Origin of the sequence: Tsukamurella paurometabola DSM 20162 (genome assembly GCF_000092225.1) — a bacterium.
In the GTDB taxonomy this organism is placed as follows: Bacteria; Actinomycetota; Actinomycetes; order Mycobacteriales; family Mycobacteriaceae; genus Tsukamurella; species Tsukamurella paurometabola.
Window position 1 is genome coordinate 2,820,467 of sequence record NC_014158.1, and the last position, 17,166, is coordinate 2,837,632.

General features: G+C 67.8%; 17 protein-coding genes and 1 tRNA gene. 9 read left to right on the forward strand and 9 right to left on the reverse strand.

Annotated elements, in window-relative coordinates; all coding sequences use genetic code 11:
• Window positions 1-3: 3 nt before the first annotated feature.
• On the reverse strand, window positions 4-618 hold the full coding sequence (locus TPAU_RS13580) for a VOC family protein (protein WP_013127328.1): 615 nt from the start codon (window positions 616-618) through the stop codon (window positions 4-6).
• Between the two features lie 346 nt (window positions 619-964).
• Between TPAU_RS13580 and TPAU_RS13590 the strand changes: the two genes are divergently transcribed.
• The gene (locus TPAU_RS13590; RefSeq protein ID WP_013127329.1) at window positions 965-2,383 is read left to right on the forward strand and encodes a dihydrolipoyl dehydrogenase family protein; all 1,419 of its coding nucleotides are present in this window, start codon (window positions 965-967) and stop codon (window positions 2,381-2,383) included.
• Between the two features lie 3 nt (window positions 2,384-2,386).
• On the opposite strand, the gene TPAU_RS13595 is transcribed toward TPAU_RS13590, so the two are convergent.
• On the reverse strand, window positions 2,387-3,001 hold the full coding sequence (locus TPAU_RS13595; protein WP_013127330.1) for a class I SAM-dependent DNA methyltransferase: 615 nt from the start codon (window positions 2,999-3,001) through the stop codon (window positions 2,387-2,389).
• Between the two features lie 121 nt (window positions 3,002-3,122).
• On the opposite strand from TPAU_RS13595, the gene TPAU_RS13600 reads away from it, so the two are divergent.
• A complete protein-coding gene (locus TPAU_RS13600; RefSeq protein ID WP_013127331.1) occupies window positions 3,123-3,485 on the forward strand; it encodes a hypothetical protein in 363 nt (120 codons plus the stop codon).
• A 43-nt stretch (window positions 3,486-3,528) separates the two neighbouring features.
• On the opposite strand, the gene TPAU_RS13605 is transcribed toward TPAU_RS13600, so the two are convergent.
• From TPAU_RS13605 to TPAU_RS13610, 3 genes are all read right to left on the reverse strand, one after another.
• Window positions 3,529-3,602 (reverse strand) — tRNA-Val (locus tag TPAU_RS13605).
• A complete protein-coding gene (locus TPAU_RS21970; RefSeq protein ID WP_013127332.1) occupies window positions 3,593-4,090 on the reverse strand; it encodes a peroxiredoxin in 498 nt (165 codons plus the stop codon). The genes TPAU_RS13605 and TPAU_RS21970 overlap by 10 nt, the downstream gene beginning before the upstream one ends.
• Window positions 4,087-4,473, reverse strand: a complete 387-nt coding sequence (locus TPAU_RS13610; RefSeq protein WP_049825849.1) for a DUF3052 domain-containing protein — start codon at window positions 4,471-4,473, stop codon at window positions 4,087-4,089. Before TPAU_RS13610 ends, TPAU_RS21970 begins: the two co-directional genes overlap by 4 nt.
• Window positions 4,474-4,742: 269 nt before the next feature.
• Between TPAU_RS13610 and aceE the strand changes: the two genes are divergently transcribed.
• The 5 genes from aceE (at window position 4,743) to TPAU_RS13635 (ending at window position 11,633) form a co-directional block, all read left to right on the forward strand.
• A complete protein-coding gene (aceE, locus tag TPAU_RS13615; protein WP_013127334.1) occupies window positions 4,743-7,556 on the forward strand; it encodes a pyruvate dehydrogenase (acetyl-transferring), homodimeric type in 2,814 nt (937 codons plus the stop codon).
• Window positions 7,557-7,562: 6 nt separating this feature from the next.
• A complete protein-coding gene (locus TPAU_RS13620) occupies window positions 7,563-8,852 on the forward strand; it encodes a PucR family transcriptional regulator (protein WP_013127335.1) in 1,290 nt (429 codons plus the stop codon).
• 137 nt (window positions 8,853-8,989) lie between these two features.
• On the forward strand, window positions 8,990-9,892 hold the full coding sequence (locus tag TPAU_RS13625) for an ACP S-malonyltransferase (protein ID WP_013127336.1): 903 nt from the start codon (window positions 8,990-8,992) through the stop codon (window positions 9,890-9,892).
• 124 nt (window positions 9,893-10,016) lie between these two features.
• The gene (acpM, locus tag TPAU_RS13630) at window positions 10,017-10,322 is read left to right on the forward strand and encodes a meromycolate extension acyl carrier protein AcpM (RefSeq protein ID WP_013127337.1); all 306 of its coding nucleotides are present in this window, start codon (window positions 10,017-10,019) and stop codon (window positions 10,320-10,322) included.
• A gap of 3 nt (window positions 10,323-10,325) precedes the next feature.
• The gene (locus TPAU_RS13635; protein ID WP_013127338.1) at window positions 10,326-11,633 is read left to right on the forward strand and encodes a KasA/KasB family beta-ketoacyl-ACP synthase; all 1,308 of its coding nucleotides are present in this window, start codon (window positions 10,326-10,328) and stop codon (window positions 11,631-11,633) included.
• 76 nt (window positions 11,634-11,709) lie between these two features.
• Here the strand turns inward: TPAU_RS13635 and TPAU_RS13640 are convergent, their stop codons facing one another.
• The 3 genes from TPAU_RS13640 to TPAU_RS13650 form a co-directional block, all read right to left on the reverse strand.
• A complete protein-coding gene (locus tag TPAU_RS13640; RefSeq protein WP_013127339.1) occupies window positions 11,710-12,126 on the reverse strand; it encodes a pyridoxamine 5'-phosphate oxidase family protein in 417 nt (138 codons plus the stop codon).
• A 129-nt stretch (window positions 12,127-12,255) separates the two neighbouring features.
• Window positions 12,256-12,771 (reverse strand): DUF3145 domain-containing protein, encoded by a 516-nt coding sequence (locus TPAU_RS13645; RefSeq protein ID WP_013127340.1) that lies wholly within the window; start codon window positions 12,769-12,771, stop codon window positions 12,256-12,258.
• Between the two features lie 135 nt (window positions 12,772-12,906).
• Window positions 12,907-13,728, reverse strand: a complete 822-nt coding sequence (locus tag TPAU_RS13650; protein ID WP_013127341.1) for a serine hydrolase domain-containing protein — start codon at window positions 13,726-13,728, stop codon at window positions 12,907-12,909.
• A 206-nt stretch (window positions 13,729-13,934) separates the two neighbouring features.
• On the opposite strand from TPAU_RS13650, the gene TPAU_RS13655 reads away from it, so the two are divergent.
• Window positions 13,935-15,920 carry a hypothetical protein gene (locus tag TPAU_RS13655; RefSeq protein ID WP_013127342.1) on the forward strand — a complete coding sequence of 662 codons (1,986 nt, stop codon included), beginning with the start codon at window positions 13,935-13,937 and terminating at the stop codon, window positions 15,918-15,920.
• Window positions 15,921-15,924: 4 nt separating this feature from the next.
• Here TPAU_RS13655 and TPAU_RS13660 read toward each other — a convergent pair whose 3' ends face one another.
• A complete protein-coding gene (locus TPAU_RS13660; protein WP_013127343.1) occupies window positions 15,925-16,710 on the reverse strand; it encodes an AraC family transcriptional regulator in 786 nt (261 codons plus the stop codon).
• A gap of 46 nt (window positions 16,711-16,756) precedes the next feature.
• Here TPAU_RS13660 and TPAU_RS13665 point away from each other — a divergent pair, with 46 nt between their 5' ends.
• Window positions 16,757-17,119: a hypothetical protein gene (locus TPAU_RS13665; protein WP_041945071.1), complete on the forward strand. Its 363-nt coding sequence runs from the start codon at window positions 16,757-16,759 to the stop codon at window positions 17,117-17,119.
• The last annotated feature ends 47 nt before the right edge of the window (window positions 17,120-17,166 follow it).

Below are 17,166 nucleotides of genomic sequence, written 5' to 3' on the forward strand. Positions count from 1 at the left end.
CTACTACGACCAGGCGAAGCCGTTGGGATCGGTGGCCCGGCCGATGGCTCCGTCGATCCGCAGCCGATGCGCACCGCCGCCCTCGTGCGCGACGCCCGCGTTCTTGGCCGCCAGTTTCCGGCCCGAGAGCGCGAGCGTCACCGAGCCGGGCGAAGACTCGAACTCGACGTACTTGCGGCCGAAGGACTTCGCCACGCTGAGCCCGTGGTCGGTGTAGAAGTTCTTGGTGGCCGCCACATCGTCCACGCCGAGTTGCAGCACCAGATCATCGATCACCCGCAGCGGGGCACCGGTGTTCTTCTTCGACGAACTCGCGATGGTCCACACGGTTCCGTCGGGCGCGCGGAAGGCCCCGCCGTAGCCCCACAGCGACTTCTGCGCCGGCTTCGTGGACTGCGCACCCGCGGCGATCGCGGCGTCGTAGAAGGAGTCCACGACCGCGGGTTCCGCGACCACGAGCGAGAGCACGAAGCCGCGGAACCCGGCGGTGTCCGGGGTGGCCTCGGCGAAGCGGATGCGCTCGTCGGGGCCGATGGCGGTGGCGTAGAAGTCCTGCGCGTCGGCGGTGTCCGCGACCTCCAGCGTGACGGATCGAATCGGGGTCGGTGAGCTTGTCATGGCGATGACGCTACGACGGCCGCCCACCGGCCGCTTCTCGATTCCTGATCGAAGTGTGCGCCTATACGTGAGGCAATCTGCGGTGCCACCACGGCTCCGTCCGCCATGCGTGCGGATAGACCGTCGTGACCGCGCGGAAGCGGGCATCGAGCTCGTCCACGATCGGCCGGAGACGGCGTGCGCGGCGGCCTCCCTTGTTCAGAACGGCCTGCGGCCGGTCACGGGCATCCGTCAAGATCTGACCGTTGCAGCACGGGCTATCGATGTACCAGCCGTAGTCGCCGTCTCGCACGCGCGTAGCCGATGAACCGTCGGCCGACATCCCGAGCGCGCGTACGGTGAAGCCATGAGTGCACACGCCTACGACGTCATCGTGATCGGAGCCGGTCCCGTCGGCGAGAACGTGGCCGATCGTGCGGTGCGGGGCGGACTCAGCGCCGTCCTGATCGAGAGCGAACTGGTCGGCGGAGAATGCTCCTATTGGGCGTGCATGCCGTCGAAGGCCCTGCTGCGCCCCGGCCAAGCGGTCGCCGAGGCGCGGCGCGTACGCGGCGCCGCCGAAGCGGTCATCGGCACCGTCGACCCGATCGCGGTGCTCGCACGCCGGAACACAGTGGTGCACGATTGGTCTGACGAAGGGCAGGTGGGCTGGGCAGAGGGCGCCGGGATCTCCGTGATCCGCGGCCGTGGTCGGCTCTCCGGGCCGAAGACCGTGACGGTCACCGCTGCGGACGGCACCGAGTCCACGCTCGCCGCCCGCCATGCGGTGGTCGTCGCCACCGGCACCGATGCCACCGTGCCGCCCGTCGACGGGCTCCGCGACGTCCGGCCGTGGACGAGCCGGGAGGCGACCAGCGCGAAGCAGGTCCCGGGCCGCCTCGCCGTGATCGGAGGCGGGGTGGTCGCAGCCGAAATGGCCACCGCCTACGCGTCTCTGGGCTCGACCGTCACCATGGTGGTGCGCAGTGGCCTCCTCGCGAACATGGAGCCCTTCGTCGGCGCACTCGTCGGCGATGCCCTGCGGGAGCAGGGCGTCGAAGTGCTGCTCGGCACCTCACCGAGCCGGGTCACCCGCGCGGGCGAGGAGGTGACCATCGAGACCTCCGACGGCCGCTCGATCGTCGCCGACGAGGTACTGGTGGCCACCGGCCGCAGCCCACGCACCGCGGACATCGGGCTCGAATCAGTAGGGCTGGAACCGGGTTCGTGGCTCAGCGTCGACGAGACGATGCTCGTCGACGGATTCGACTGGCTGTACGCAGTGGGCGATGTGAACCATCGTGCGTTGCTCACCCATCAGGGCAAGTATCAGGCCCGCGCCGCCGGTGATGTGATCGCCGCACGGGCGAACGGCGAGCAGGTCTGCGACGGTCCGTGGGGTACGCATGCCGCCACCGCGGACCACACCGCCGTACCGCAGGTGGTGTTCACCGATCCGGAGGTGGCCTCGGTCGGCCTCACCGAGGCCGCGGCCCGCGCAGCGGGGCACTCGGTGACGGTCGCGGACTACGACCTCGGCTGGGTCGCCGGGGCGAGCCTGTACGCGGACGGATACGCCGGACGCGCACGGATGATCGTCGACGGTGAGCGAGGCGTACTGCTCGGCGCCACGTTGGTGGGTTCGGCGGTCGCGGAACTCCTGCACGCCGCCACGATCGCCGTCGTCGGCGAGGTACCGATAGATCGGCTCTGGCACGCGGTTCCCGCCTACCCGACGATCAGCGAGGTGTGGCTGCGCCTGCTGGAGACCTATCGCGACCGATGATCCTCACCGGCGGTGCGCGAGCAGTTGCACCATCGGGAACCGGTATCCGGCGTCGCGGTACACGATCCGCCACTCCTCATCGAATCCGTTCTCGCCGAGAACTCGCGCCAGCCGGTCGGGGTGCCAGCGCCATGCCGGGGCGACGGCGTGATCGAACGGGACCGGTTCGCCCGGTTCGTCACTGGCCTGCGTGGCGATCAGCACGGGTACACCGGTATCGAGCCGCTCCGCCCAGCTGCGGAGGATCGCAGCGACCGTCGGCGGATCGACATGGATCAGGCTGAACCGTGCGAGGATCGCGGCGATGTCCTGCTCGGCGGGCACCGCGGCCAGGAACGCGTCGCCCTCGACGAAGGCGATGTCCGGGTACGCCCTGCGGGCGTGTCCTAGCATCGCGACGCTCGGCTCGACGCCCAGGACCGTGAGCCCCCGCCGCGACAGATCCCCGGCGACGTGGCCGATACCGCACCCGACATCGAGTACGACACCATCGCGATCAGCACCGATGCGGTCCACGAACGCGGCCATCGCGTACTGCTCGATGGGGTATTGATAGGCACCGGTGAACATATCGGCGTACTGATCGGCAAGCGCGTCGTAGCCCGGCTGTGTGGTCATGCCTCACTCTCGCACCCGCATCTGACATCACCGAGTGGCGTCTCGATCTGCCGGTATCCGATCCCGGATTTCCGGGCGATCCCCGATGCACCGGTCCCCTCGACATCGATACCGTCACCCCATGAATGCGCACGACCCCCTGGTCACGGTGTTGATCCGCCCCTTCGACGAGCCCCGGGTCCGCGCTGCGATCCGCGCCGCACTCGGCGTCGGTTCCCGTGTCGAGTTCGTCGATTCCCGGGACGATCCGACTCTCACGGAGCAGTGGTCGATCGAGCACCCCCACGAAAGCCTCGGCGACCGGCGGTGCCGTGGAATCGTCGTGTCGGACAACGACGCCGATGACCAGCGGACAGCCGAGACGATCATCGACATCATCTCGCCGCATGCCCGGGCGGAGGACGCCGCCGTCAGCGCGGGCCGCGCAGCGACCGCTACCGCGGACGAATTCCCCTGGTCGGCACGGGCCGCGTTGTGGGAGTGAATCACCGCATGGTCGATGAGCTGCGCCGATCCGGTATCAGAAGTGCGCGCGGAGGGACTCGAACCCCCGACAACCGGTGTGTAAGACCGGGACTCTAACCAACTGAGCTACACGCGCCGACCGGTAGAGGCTAGCGCAGCGAGCGCGTGTTCCCAAAGCGACTGATCGCGCGGGACGCCCGGCTCGTTCATCTCGGCGAATCGGATCACCCCGTCGCGGTCGACGACGAAGGTGCCGCGATTGGGGTAACCGTTCTTCTCGTTGAGCACGCCGTATGCGCGCGAGACCGCCCCATGCGGCCAGAAATCGCTGACCACGGGGAACAGGTAGCCCTGCGAACCGGACCACACCTTGTGGGTCGGCGGAGGCCCCACCGAGATCGCGATGACGGCAGCATCGTCGTTCTCGAACAGCTGCAGCGAATCGCGGATCCCGCCGAGCTCGCTCTCACAGGTTCCGGTGAACGCGAGCGGGAAGAACACCAGCAGCACGTTCTTCTCACCGCGGTACGAGGAGAGGGAGACGGGCCGGTTGTTCTGGTCGCGCAGGGTGAAATCGGGTGCGATGCTGCCGACCGGCAGCGGACCTTCGGGCAGGTCAGTCACCGCTTCGCCGCGCGACCGGACTTCGGCTGCACCAACCGTGAGCCGATCCACGTACCGAGGTTGGTCGACGAGGTCTGGGTCAGTCCGGCGGTAGGAGCGGCCTCGGCGATCTCACTGGGCTGGACGTGCCCGTCCTGTCCCGTCTTCGGGCTCAACACCCACACGTAGCCGTCGTCGGACAGCGGGGTGATCACATCCATGAGCGTATCGACGAGATCGCCGTCGTCGTCGCGCCACCACAGCACGACCACGTCCACGACCTCATCGGTGTCCTCGTCGAGCATCTCGCCGCCGATCAGCTCCTCGATGGACAGCCGCAGATCGTCGTCGGTGTCTTCGTCCCAACCGATCTCCTGCACGATGTTGCCGGGCTGCAGGCCCATCTTCTGGGCGAATGACCCATTCGTGGACACCGGTGGGAGCCTCCTTCAGGCCGTGGACGGCGGCGGGCTGCCGCCGTTCTCGATTCAGTCGATACCGAACTTACGGTATCGCTGCCCTACAGCAGACCCGCTATGCCGAACTTGCGCAAGTGGTACGCCGAAATCGGCTACCGGTTTTCAACTGTTGAGTAACTTCCGATTGCGGCAGGATGGGACCTGCGACACACCGCACCCCCTAATTACGCGCTCGCGACCCGTGAGGAGCACACGTGACCGACCCGACCGCCTCCACCCCGGCACCCGCATCATCGGGACAGGGACCCGCACCGTCGAACGACGGTCGCCCGGACCGGGTCCGCGTGATCCGCGAGGGGGTGGCGTCCTACCTTCCGGACATCGACCCGGAGGAGACCGGCGAATGGCTCGAGTCGTTCGACGACCTGATAGCCACCCACGGGCCGGCCCGCGCCCGCTACCTGATGCTGCGACTCTTGGAGCGCGCCAGCGAGAACCGGGTGTCGATCCCGTCGCTCACGTCCACGGATTACGTGAACACCATCCCCACCGATCTCGAGCCGTGGTTCCCCGGCGACGAGGAGATCGAGCGCCGGTACCGCGCCTGGATCCGATGGAACGCCGCGATCATGGTCCACCGCGCCCAGCGCCCCGGCGTGGGCGTCGGCGGGCACATCTCCACCTACGCCAGCTCGGCGGCGCTGTACGAGGTGGGCTTCAACCACTTCTTCCGGGGCAAGGAGCACCCGGGCGGCGGCGACCAGGTGTTCATTCAGGGTCACGCCTCCCCCGGCATCTACGCCCGCGCGTTCCTCGAAGGCCGTATCCCGGCTGAGCGGATGGACGGCTTCCGCCAGGAGAAGTCGCACGAGGACAAGGGCAAGGGCCTTCCCTCGTACCCGCACCCCCGTCTGCTGTCGAACTTCTGGGAGTTCCCGACGGTGTCGATGGGTCTGGGCCCGATGAACGCGATCATGCAGGCGCGCTTCAATCATTACCTGCACGACCGCGGCATCAAGGACACGTCGGATCAGCACGTCTGGGCGTTCCTGGGCGACGGTGAGATGGACGAACCCGAATCGCGCGGCCAGATTCAGATCGCCGCGACCGAGGGCCTCGACAACCTGACCTTCGTGGTCAACTGCAACCTGCAGCGACTCGACGGGCCGGTGCGGGGCAACGGCAAGATCATCCAGGAGTTGGAGTCCTTCTTCCGCGGTGCCGGCTGGAACGTGATCAAGGTGATCTGGGGTCGCGAGTGGGACGAGCTGCTGCACAAGGACCGCGACGGCGCGCTGGTGAACATCATGAACACCACGCCGGACGGCGACTACCAGACCTTCAAGGCGAACGACGGCGCCTTCGTCCGTGAGCACTTCTTCGGCCGCGATCCGCGGACCAAGGAACTGGTCAAGGACATGACCGACGAGCAGATCTGGGGCCTGCGGCGTGGCGGTCACGACTACCGCAAGGTGTACGCCGCGTACAAGTCGGCGATGGAACACAAGGGCCAGCCCACCGTGATCCTGGCGCACACCATCAAGGGCTTCGGCCTGGGCCACAACTTCGAGGGCCGTAACGCCACGCACCAGATGAAGAAGCTCACGCTCGACGATCTCAAGCAGTTCCGCGACGAGCTCCGCATCCCGATCACCGACGAGGAGCTGGAGAAGGATCCCTACCTTCCCCCGTACTACAACCCCGGACCGGAGTCGAAGGAGATCCAGTACATGCTGGAGCGTCGCAAGACGCTCGGCGGCTTCCTGCCCGCCCGCCGTACCGAGGCGCAGGCACTCACGACGCCGGACATCACCGCGCTCGATGTGATGCGCAAGGGCTCCGGTAAGCAACAGGTGGCCACCACAATGGCGGTGGTCCGGATCTTCAAGGAGCTGCTGCGCGACCCCGAGGTCGGGCACCGCATCGTCCCGATCATTCCCGACGAGGCCCGCACCTTCGGCATGGACAGCTGGTTCCCGTCGCTGAAGATCTACAACCGCCTGGGACAGACCTACACATCGGTCGATGCGCAGCTGATGCTGGCCTACAAGGAGAACCCGCAGGGCGTGATCCTGCACGAGGGCATCAACGAGGCCGGATCCACGGCGTCGTTCACCGCCGTCGGCACCTCCTACGCCACGCACGACGTGCCCATGATCCCGCTGTACATCTTCTATTCGATGTTCGGTTTCCAGCGCACGGGCGACGGCCTGTGGGCCGCGGCCGATCAGATGGCCCGCGGGTTCGTGCTCGGCGCCACCGCTGGGCGCACCACGCTGACCGGTGAGGGACTGCAGCACGCCGACGGTCACAGTCACGTCCTGGCTTCGACCAATCCCGCCGTGGTCGCCTACGACCCGGCCTTCGGTTACGAGCTCGCGCACATCGTCATCGACGGCCTGCGCCGGATGTACGGCGAGAACCCGGAGAACATCTACTACTACGTCACCGTGTACAACGAGCCCATCCATCAGCCGGCCGAGCCGGAGAACCTCGACGTCGAGGGTCTGCTCAAGGGGATGTACCTCTATCGTCCGGCATCGGCGGGGCACGCGAGGAAGGCCAGCATCCTCGCGTCCGGTGTGACGATGCCCGATGCCCTGGTCGCGCAGGAACTGCTCGCACAGGAATGGGGCGTGGATGCATCGGTCTACTCGGTCACGAGCTGGGTGGAGCTGTCCCGGGACGGCATCGAGGCGGAGAAGGCGGCGCTGCGCGATCCGGCGGCGCCGGCTCGCACGCCGCACGTGACCAAGGTGCTCGCCGATGCCCAGGGCCCGACGGTGGCGGCATCGGACTTCATGCGCGGCACCCAGGACCTGATCCGTGCGTGGGTTCCCGGCACCTATCTCACCCTGGGCACCGACGGCTTCGGCTTCTCCGACACCCGGCCGGCGGCGCGTCGCTACTTCAACGTGGACGCGCAGTCGATCGTCGTAGGGGTTCTGCTGGCACTCGCCCGGGACGGGGAGCTCGACTTCTCCGTCGCCGCGGAGGCCGCGAAGCGGTACCGGATCGACGACGTGCTCGCCGCGCCGAAGCAGACGTCGGACCCCGGCGTAGCCTAGGGATCCATGACCGCCGATACGGGCTCGTTCCCCCTTCCGGGGAAACCGGGCAAGGGCAGCTTCACCAGGAAGCGCCCCGAGCCTCGCGACGTGCTCCCGGAAGCGATCCTCTCCCGGATCCGCCAGTACTCGGGCCGCGTCGCGACGGAGGCCGTGCGGTCCATGGAGGTCCAACTCCCCTATTTCGCCGATCTCGAGGCGAACCAGCGGGCGTCGATCCAGCTGATCGTCCAGACGGCGGTGGTCAACTTCGCGGAGTGGATCGAGAACCCGGACGAGTCGGAGTACACGGTGGCCGCGTTCCAGTCGGTCCCGCAGGATCTGGCCCGGCGGGTGTCGCTGCTGCAGACCGTCGAGATGGTCCGGGTGGCGATGGAGTTCTTCGAGAAGTGGCTGCCGCTGCTCGCCCGGAACGAGGATCAGCTGATCGCGCTGACCGAGGCCGTACTCCGGTACGGCCGCGAGATCGGTTTCGGCGCCGCTGCGATCTACGCCTCGGCGGCGGAGGCGCGTGGCGCGTGGGATTCGCGGATGGAGGCGCTGGTGGTCGACGCGGTGGTCCGCGGCGACACCGGCGCCAATCTCCTCTCCCGCGCCGCTGCCCTGAACTGGGACCCGGTGGCGACGGCCACCGTGGTGGTCGGTTCGCCCCCACCGGATCAGAACGTCTCGGTCGCCGGATCGGTGCACGATACGGCGCGGTCACACGGCCGGTCGGCGCTCGCGGTTGTCCAGGGGACCAAATTGGTGGTCATCGCCAGCGGCGCACTCGACAGTGGGCACCCGTTCACGGAGGCCCTGATGCGGCACTTCGCCGACGGGCCGGTCGTGATCGGTCACACCACACCCACGCTGGAGGATGCGCATGCCTCGGCGGTCGAGGCGATCGCCGGCGTCAACGCGGTCGCGGGCTGGCCGGGAGCACCTCGCCCCGTGCACAGCTGGGAGTTGCTTCCGGAACGCGCCCTGATCGGTGACACGCATGCCGGTCGCACCTTGTACGAGCTCCTGGTCCAGCCTCTCGAAGAGGCGGGATCGGCACTGTCGGACACCCTCGACGCCTACATCGATTCGGGCGGCGCCGTCGAATCCTGCGCCCGCGAACTGTTCGTACACCCCAATACCGTGCGCTACCGCCTGAAGAAGATCGCGGAGATCACGGGGCGCGATCCGCAGGACCCCCGCGACGCGTTCGTTCTCCGGGTGGCGGCCACGATCGGCCGGCTCGCGGCGGCCAATCCGGAGCGATTCACCCCCGCTGCGATGGCCCGAACCACAGATGTCACACTGAACTAACCCCGTATCAGGTAACACTCTGATAACAGGCCCTGCGCGCTGAGCTGGGCTTTTGTGGGAACCCCACAAAAGACATGAGGAAGCTTCTCAGCCCACAACACCTTCCTTTCAGGTTCCCACGGTGTTTCCTGGAACACGTGATTGCATTGCTCGCCCCCGGACAGGGTTCCCAGAAGCCCGGCATGCTGACGGCATGGCTCGACCAGCCGGCTGCCGTGGACCGTTTGCGCGCATGGTCCGAGATCGCCGATCTCGACCTGGTCCGCCTCGGCACCGTCGCCGAGGCCGACGAGATCACCGATACCGCCGTGACCCAGCCCCTCGTGGTCGCCGCCGCACTGCTCGCGTTCGAGCAGATGGGCGCCCAGCCGGCCGACACCATCGTCGCCGGGCACTCCGTGGGAGAGCTCGCCGCCGCCGCGGTGGCGGGCGTCATCACCGCCGACGAGGCCGTGCGCCTGGCCGCGATCCGTGGCCGCGCGATGGCCGCCGCCTGCGCCCTGGTCCCCACCTCGATGACCGCCGTGCTCGGCGGCGACGAGGCCGAGGTCCTGCAGCGCCTGGCCGACTACGACCTGGTCCCGGCGAACATGAACGCGACCGGTCAGATCGTGGCCGCGGGCGCTGTCGAGAACCTGCAGAAGCTGGCCGACAACGCGCCGGAGAAGGCGCGCCTGCGTCCGCTCGCCGTCGCCGGTGCCTTCCACACCGCATTCATGGCCCCGGCCCAGGAGGCCGTCGCGGCCGCCGCCGCCCAGATCACCCCGCGTGATCCGCAGCTCACGCTGCTGTCGAACCGGGACGGTCAGCCCGTCACCACCGGCGAGGCCGCGCTGTCGCAGATCATCGCGCAGGTGACGCTGCCGGTGCGGTGGGACCTCTGCACCGCCACCATGCGCGCCGCCGAGGTCTCGACGGTCGTCGAGCTGCCCCCGGCCGGCACCCTGGTGGGCATTGCCAAGCGCGAGCTCAAGGGCGTGCCGCAGGTCGCCGTGAAGACCCCGGCCGATCTGGCCGAGCTGCTCGTCGCCGCACGCTAGCAACGACTCAGACCACCGACGGTGCCGACCGGTACCGTCCAGCCAGCGGCGTTCGCCGTCGCACCATCAAGACTCCCGTCTCCGCGGTATCGCGGGTCGGGTCACTCAAGGAAAGGGACCCACTGTGGCCACCAGCCAGGACGAAATCGTCGCCGCCATCGCCGAGATCATCGAGGAGGTCACCGGTATCGAGCCTTCCGAGGTGACCCCCGACAAGGCCTTCATCGACGACCTGGACATCGACTCGCTGTCGATGGTTGAGATCGCCGTGCAGCTCGAGGACAAGTACGGCGTCAAGGTGCCGGACGAGGATCTCGCGGGCCTGAAGACCGTCGGCGACGCCGTTGCCTACATCCAGAAGCTCGAGGCCGAGAACGCTGATCTGGCGGCCGAGCTCAAGGGCAAGTACGAGGCCGAGAAGAACAAGTAAGACGTGCCTTCGCTGAGGAATTTCTCGACGCTTGGCGGACAGTTCCCCAGCGTCGTCGTCACAGCCATCGAGCTGACCACCTCCATCGGCACTGATACCGAGTCGACCTGGAGTGGTCTGCTCGACGGCAAGAGTGGTATCCGTCCGCTCGAGGGCGATTTCATCGGTGTGCAGATCCCCGACCTGCCCGTCCGCTTCGGCGGGCAGCTGCTCGAGGATCCGACCTCCGAGGTGCCCGAACGTCCGGACCGCAAGTACGCCGGTGACGTGAGCAAACAGCACGTCTCCAAGCGCCGCATGTCCTACGTCGAGCAGGCCTCGCACGTGATGACCAAGCGCCTGTGGGACAAGGCCGGCCGACCCGACGTCGACCCGGCCCGCCTCGCAGCGGTCGTCGGCACCGGCCTCGGCGGCGGCGAATCGATGGTCGAAGCCGTCGACGCACTGCGCGATCACGGCGTCCGCAAGGTCTCCCCCTTCGCGGTCCAGATGTCCATGCCCAACGGCGCCTGCGCCGTCTCGGCACTGGAAATCGGCGCCCGCGCCGGAGCCATCGCACCGGTCTCCGCCTGCTCCACCGGCAACGAGGCCATCGCCCACGCCTGGCGCCAGATCGTGCTCGGCGACGCCGACATCGCCGTCTGCGGCGGCATCGAAGGACGCATCGACAGCCCAGTCATCGCACCGTTCTCGATGATGCGCGCCCTCTCCACCCGCAACGACGATCCGGCCGCGGCATCACGCCCGTTCGACAAGGACCGCGACGGCTTCGTCTTCGGCGAAGCCCAGGCCCTGATGATCATCGAAACCGAGGAACACGCCCTGGCACGCGGCGCCACACCGATCGCCCGCCTCCTCGGCGCCGGCATCACCTCCGACGGCTACCACATGGTGTCGCCGGATGTGGAGGGCGGCGGTGCCGCTCGCGCCATGAAGCGGGCGATGGAGACGGCCGGCCTCTCGCGGTCGGACATCGACTTCATCAACGCGCACGCGACGGCGACGCCGATCGGTGATGCGGCGGAGTCGAAGGCGATCAACGCGGTCGTCGGCACCGACGCGGCGGTCTATGCACCCAAGGGTGCACTGGGCCACTCGATCGGCGCGGTCGGCGCGCTGGAGGCAGCACTGACGGTGCTCTCCATCCGCGATGGCGTCATCCCGCCCACGCTCAACCTCGAGAACCAGGATCCGGAGATCAATCTGGATGTGGTGCACGGCGAGGCACGCAAGGGCGAGATCAACTACGCGCTGAACAACTCCTTCGGGTTCGGCGGCCACAACGTGGCGCTGGCGTTCGGCAAGTACTGAGCTCCACTCCAGAGGCCGGCCGTCGGGATCTTCCCGGCGGCCGGTTTCGTCTTTCCCGACAACCGACGTGCGGGCGCTACATCGTGAGGTCGGCGCCGAGCCAGTGCTCGGGTTCGAGCACCACGGTGGCGTGCTCCCCCAATTGGTCGGCGAACGCGAGGTAGCCGTCGAGTTCAGCGCCCTGGAGGTATCGGGCGGCCATGGCGTAGATCTCCTCGTCCGTCGAGGGACGCAACTCTGAGACGGGGCCCTCCACGGTGACGTACATGGTGCGAGGAGTGACGGTATCGACCATGAGCGAGAACCGTCCGGCATCACTGATCGCGCGCATCTTCCGGGAGTGCGGGCTGATCGTGATCCACGGTTTGCCGCCCGGTTCGTAGGCGTACCAGACCGGCACGGTAAGCGGGCCGCGGCCCTGCTCCGCGATGGAAAACGCCGCGACGTGCGGTTCTGCGAGGAAGTGCTGCTTCTCCGATGCGGTGAGTGCCATGGCCCCATGGTGGCAGAGGGGTCCGACGTATCGCGCCGCTTCGACAGGAGTCCCGGTCCCGGCGGGGCGCCGTCACTCGCGCGCCGCGCTCGCCCGCCAGGGCCGGGTTTCAGGCAGGTCTGGTGAGGATCAGCCGACGGCCTGCGACAGCCAGGTGACCTCGGCGCCCTGTCCACCCATGCGGAAGGGCTCGAGTGCGTCGTCCCAGGCGGTGCCCAGGAGGGAATCGATGGCGGTCTGCAGCCCCTCGCCGCCCTGTTCGAGCATGAGCGAGCGCAACTGGGCCTCGCCGAGCAACGTGTCACCCGACGCGCTCATCGTGCCACGCCACAGGCCCAGACCCGGGGCATAGCAGAACCGCTCACCGTCGACCCCCTCGGAGGGATCTTCGGTGACCTCGAACCGCAGGGAGTTCCACTCCCGGAGCGTGTTCGCCATCCGCGCACCGGAGCCGACCGGGCCAACCCAGTCGACGACGGCGCGCTGCATACCGGGGACGGCCTCCTGCGCGGTCCACTTGAGCGTGGCTCGCGCATCGAGGGTCCTCGACAGTGCCCACTCCACGTGCGGGCACAGTGCAGCAGGTGCGGCGTGAATCCAGACGACACCCGTCGTCACCTCTGCAAACTGACTCAGCTGCTGCATGGTTGCCACCTTCTTCGTTTCGACGAGAACGTCTTCCCCAAGCCGTCTGTCGAACCGGGTGGCTACCCGCTGCTGCCTTATCACACCGATGTAGTTATGAAGCCATTGTGCACCATGATGCGCGTGTTGCGCCAGTTACACGCCTTGTAGTTCCTGAGAAATCAGGCGGTCGTTGAACTCGGACCACAGGGGTTTAGCCCACGCACCGAACGGCCGGTCGGTGAGGATCACCGCTGCGAGCTGCAGATCGGGGTCGATCCACAGATACGTCCCCGCCTGCCCGAAGTGCCCGACGGTGCGCGGCGAGTTCCGGGTTCCCGTCCAGTGCGGGCGTTTGTCGCCCTTGATCTCGAAGCCGAGCCCCCAGGTGTTCTGGATGAATTTGCCGTATCCGGGGACGAAGCCGGCGAGGCCTGGGAAGTGGACCGTGCACGCACCCCCGACGGTGCGCGGGTCCAGCAAAGTAGGGGCGGCCACCTCGGCAGCGAAGCGCGTCAGGTCGGCCACCGTCGAGCGGGCTCCGTGGCCTGCGGGGCCGGGCAGGCTGCTGCGAGTCATTCCGAGGGGGCCGAAGACGGCCTCGCGGAGGTAGTCGGGGAATCCGATACCGGTCTCCTCCTCCACCAGACGGGCCACCAGCTCGTAGCCGTAGGAGCTGTAGATCCGTTGTGTCGCCGGCGCGGCCACCACTTCGTCGGAATCGAACGCGAGCCCAGAGGCGTGGGCCAGCAGGTGCTCGACGGTACTCCCCGGCGGCCCCACCGGCTGGTCCAGCCGGATCGCCTCCTCTTCGATCGCGACGAGGATCCCGTAGGCCACGAGAAGCTTGGTGACAGAAGCGAGTTCATACTCCGCGTCGAGATCGCCGTAGCCGTCGACGGTGCGCGCATCGTCCGTGCGCAACAGCGCTCCGGCTGCATTCTCCACCGGCCACTGCGCCAGTTCCGCGAGACTCATTTCCCTCCTCGGTTCGACTCGTCAACCGTACCCGGAAGCGTCTCCCGCCCCGGGAACCGAGCGTTCGCTGCGCGCGGCACCCGACCAGCAAATATGTCGATTTGTTTGCGGTCGCACATTCAGGCTTTATTAAGCCTTGAACGGATTTAGGCTCGCCGGCATGGACGCCGTTCACGCGTCTGCATTCGCCAGGAAGGACCCGACCCATGTCAGCGAAGCACCGTAAATCGTCGAAGAGGCTGGCCGCCAAGCGCGCCGCGTTCGCCGCCGGCGCGGTAGGCGCCACCGCAGGAATCAGCATGATGGGTGCGCCTGCGCAGGCCGCGACCGCACCGAACTACAGCCAGGCGATCAGCGACTACTCGCATGCGCTCGACAACTTCCTCAAGGCTGCTGACGGCGCGCAGAAGAACGTGAACACCGTGTGGGGTCCGATCAGCGCCGGCAGTGGCGCGATCCTGCCGTCCTTCGGTTCGAGCTTCGTCACATCCGACGCCACGAAGATCACCCAGCTGCCCGAGATCCTCAGGAACATCGGCGGTCTCACGCTGCCCACCGGTGTCCCCGGTGTGGTCCCGAACATCGTGCTACCCGGCGGACAGACGGTGACGCTCCCGCTGCCCGCCACACTTCCCGGCGGCGGCCTGCTGGTGACCGCCGGCAACGCGCTCGACGGGCTGGTCAACAACCCGCTCGTCGGCCCGGTTCTCAATCAGCTCCCACCGTTGAGCCAGCTCATCGATGGCCTGGAAGCCAGCCAGAGCAAGTACACGAGCGCGTACAACTGGGGCCTGCTCGGCCTGTCGGGTCAGACCAACTTCCTCAACACCTTCGTCAAGACCCCCAGCGGCCTCACGCTCAACGGCATCACGCTGCCCGGCCTCCCCGGGCTGCCGCCGATCACCCTGCCCGATATCCCGGTGCTACCGAACGGCACCCTGCCGCAGGGCAGCATCTGGGTACCTCAGGGTGACGGCACCTACAACTTCCCGCTCGGCGGCCAGATCGGCTGGTGGGGCGCCGCTCCCACTGCTGCGGTGAAACTTCCCGCACTGCTCGGCGGCTCGGACACCGTGATCTCGGTGCCGATCGGGGCGGCCGGCTTCAAACTCCCGCTCAACCTCCTGTCGGCCGGGACGCTGGGCGCGAACGTCCTGCTGCCCACGCAGAACGGTGTCTACAACCCCATCGGCTTCACGCTGAACAACATCAACACCCCGATCGGCTTCGGACTCACCCACCTCAACGTGACCACCGGGAACTACCTCGGCACCAACGGAATCAACGTCAACAACGGCCAGAACCTGATGCTGCTGCAGAACCCGCTCGGCATCCCGCTGCCGCTGATCTACGGTCTCGGTGGATTCAGCTTCGGTACCGCGGGGATGGGGATCGCCTCGCCGTCACTGTTCGGGATCAAACTGTTCACCGATATCAAGATCGGCGACACCGTAGGGCCGAACTCCAGCGCGGGATTGATCCCGCCCGGCATCCTGCCGACGGATCCGATGAACGGCATCATCTCCACTATCACCGGCGGTCTCGGGGTGGGCTCGCTGACGCAGATCCTCGGTATCGACGCCCTGATCATCAATCCACTGACCGGATTGTTGACGCCCATTTACAAGGGCTTCTCGGACTTCGCACTCAAGCCCATCTCGGACTTCGCCACCAGCCAGTACGGCACCGTCGTCAACGGGACGGCGGCGGGAATCCTCGACCTGTCGAAGCGGGCCGCGGACGCCACCGCACCGGCGGCGTCCGGATCACCGTCGGCCACGACCACCGCGCCGACGACGGGAGCGCATGCCTTGGAGAACGGCGGCGAGTCGGTCTCGGCGCTCACGGCGCGGATCGGCGCCAACGACCAGCCGGCTCCGAAGGAGAAGGCTACGGCGACCGCGAGCGATGCCTCATCGCCCGCTACACCGACGAAGGCGGAGCCCACGTCCCCGTCAACGCCCAGCACCACCGTGGAGACACCGTCCACCCCGACGACGGCGGCCGAATCCGGTTCCACCGGTGCCGGTTCGACGACCGGGACGAACGACTCCACGGCGGGCAACTCGTCGGGGTCCGCGACCGACAAGGCCGAGGCCCCGGCGGCTTCCACCTCCGACGCGGCGAAGGACACCGCGTCGGGCTCTGCCGGCTCCACCGACACCGCGTCGAGCGAGAAGTCAGCGGCCTAGGCGATCACGATCTCCACCCGGCCGGGGCGTCGCTCACCACGAGCCTCGCCCCGGACCGGGTGAGAGTCGTGGCGGTCAGCCCGAACATCCGGAGAAACGAGTCGCTGAAGTGCGATGGCGAGGCGAAGCCGGCCTCGGCGGCGGCGCGGGTGAGGTCGGCACCGTCGGCGATCGCGGCGGCGGCGTGCAGCATCCGGGCCCAGAGTCGGTAGCGCCGGAAGCTGGTTCCGGTCTGGCCTCCGAACAGACGCAGGAAATGGGCGCGCGAGAGGTTCTCCGCCTGGGCCAGAGCATCGGCGGCGTGGCGCGTGGGGTCGTGCAGAATTCGTTCGACGGTCCGCGCAATCCGCTCGTCGAGCGCTCCGCCCAGCGACGGGAAGGCGGTCGCCAGAATTCGCGCACCATCGGGTTCCGGGGCCGCGCAGAGGTCGAGCAGGCGCCGCTCATCGGAGTGATGCAGGCCGAATCCTCCGGACCGCTCGCGCATCGTGTGAACCAGCGTCCGACTGTGATCGGCGTTCGCATCGTTGTAGCAGAAGAGGATTCGGGAGCCGGGCGCGATCACCACCCGGTGGACCACGCGGGGCGGCACGAGCACGCTGCGTGCAACCACGTCCTCGCGCCCATCGACTCGCACCGTGACCGGGCCGTCGACGCCGAGCACCAGGCAGTGCACCGAGGTCGAATGGGGCGCCAGACCGAGCGAAGCGCCGAGGTAGACCGCAGTGGCCGGCGAGACCCACAGGGTGCTCGCGGTAGCGCACGTTTCTGGAAGCGCGGTGGCGGTCACAGGGTCGATGCTAGGTGGACATTCTCACGCATCGGAGGAACTCGTGGTGAAACAGAAGCTGGGGCGCGCGCTGCTCGCGGGCGTCGGGATGGCGCACCTGGCCCCCGCGGTCGCGATCGTCTCCCGCGATCGACTCGAACGCAGCTACGGCATCACCGTCTCGGACTCGGACACCGAGCTGCTGCTGCGGCACCGCGCCACCTTCTTCGGGCTACTCGGCTGCGGCCTGATCTACGCCGCTGCGGAGCCGCGATACCGTGGCCCTGCGATCACCGCTGGAGCCGTGTCGCTGGGCTCGTATCTCGCCCTCGCACAGTCGATCGGAGCGGGTCCGCGGCTGATGCAGGTGAAGCGACTGGACGTCGGTCTCCTTGCCGCTCTCAGCGCAGCGGCGGCACTGACTCGCTGACGCCTAGCGGCTCTGCGCTGAAGGGTAGCCGCAAGCGCGCGCCCCGA